The 1,322-nt window shown below is 60.4% G+C and carries 1 protein-coding gene and 1 other annotated feature; the gene reads right to left on the minus strand.

From position 1 onward, the window contains the following. Positions 1 to 34: 34 nt before the first annotated feature. Positions 35 to 1,272, minus strand: a protein-coding gene (locus tag GV035_RS25835) for an IS3 family transposase (protein WP_159838423.1) whose coding sequence is annotated in 2 segments (ribosomal slippage) — positions 35 to 981 and positions 981 to 1,272 — 1,239 coding nt in all. Because the reading frame shifts where the segments join, the coding sequence is not laid out codon by codon here. Beyond that, positions 875 to 991: a sequence feature (AL1L pseudoknot), on the minus strand. It overlaps the preceding gene by 117 nt. Positions 1,273 to 1,322: the final 50 nt, after the last annotated feature.

Below are 1,322 nucleotides of genomic sequence, written 5' to 3' on the forward strand. Positions count from 1 at the left end.
TGAACCGCACCGGGAATCGTGGAGGCCGGTTGGGTTAAGTTAATGCGGGCATGTCAGCGGCACTTCGGAGTTGCCTGTAGTAGTGTGCCTCAGCCTCAGCGGGAGGGATATAGCCGAGTGGTTCCATCAGCCGACAGTTGTTGTACCAGGCGACCCATTCCAGAGTTGCGAGTTCGACAGATTCGCGTGTCTTCCACGGGGCGCGCCGATGAATCAGCTCTGTCTTGTACAGGCCGTTGATCGTTTCAGCCAGCGCGTTATCGTAGCTGTCGCCACGGCTGCCGACGGACGGCTCGATAGCCGCTTCGGCTAACCGTTCGCTGTACCGAATGCTGACATATTGGGACCCCCTATCGGAATGATGTATAAGGGTCCCGTCCTCGCCTGGTTGGCGTGCGTACAGCGCCTGTTCAAGCGCGTCAAGAACGAAGTCCGTAGTCATCGAGGAACTGACCCGCCAGCCGACGATGCGGCGGGCGAATACATCGATGACGAACGCCACATACAGCCAGCCCTGCCATGTCGAGACATATGTGAAATCCGAAACCCACAGCTGATTCGGCCGGTCTGCCTTGAACTGCCGGTTGACTCGGTCCAGCGGGCGAGGCGCGCTCGTATCGGGGATCGTCGTGCGAAGCCGCTTGCCACGTACAGCGCCTCGCAAACCCTGCAGCTTCATCAGCCGCGCGACCGTGCAGCGCGCCACCGAAATACCTTCCCGGTTCATCTGCTTCCAGACCTTCGGCACGCCGTAGACCTGCATGTTGGCCTGCCAGACACGCCGGATCTCCGGTTGCAGAGTATCGTCGCGTTTCGCGCGGGCGCAGCGCCTGGACGGATCTCGGAGCTGCGCCGCATGGCGTCGGTAACCCGACGGGGCAATCTGCAGGACCTTGCAGATTGGCTCGACCCCAAAGGTATCGCGATGCTGGTCGACGAAGGCCTTCAGGATTTCAAACGGCGGTCGAGCTCCGCCTGGGCGAAAAACGCGCTCGCGAGCTTGAGAATCTCGTTGGCACGGCGCAGTTCCTTGACCTCGCGCTCGAGGGCCTTGAGGCGCTCGCGCTCTTCTGTAGTTACGCCCTCGCGCTCTCCGGCATCAATCTGACCGCGCTTGACCCAATCGTGCAGCGTCTGCGGCGTGCAGCCGATCATTGGTGCAATCGATTCGATCGCTGCCCACATTGACGGATGTTCGCTACGCTGCTCGCGCACCAGACGTACCGCACGCTCGCGAACTTCTGGGGAAAATTTCGTTACCTTCTTGTTCATGGCTCCATTGTCTCAAGAGTTGGAGCCTCCACAAAATCCGGTGCGGTTCA

It is taken from the genome of Burkholderia sp. 8Y (genome assembly GCF_902506145.1).
GTDB lineage: Bacteria > Pseudomonadota > Gammaproteobacteria > Burkholderiales > Burkholderiaceae > Caballeronia.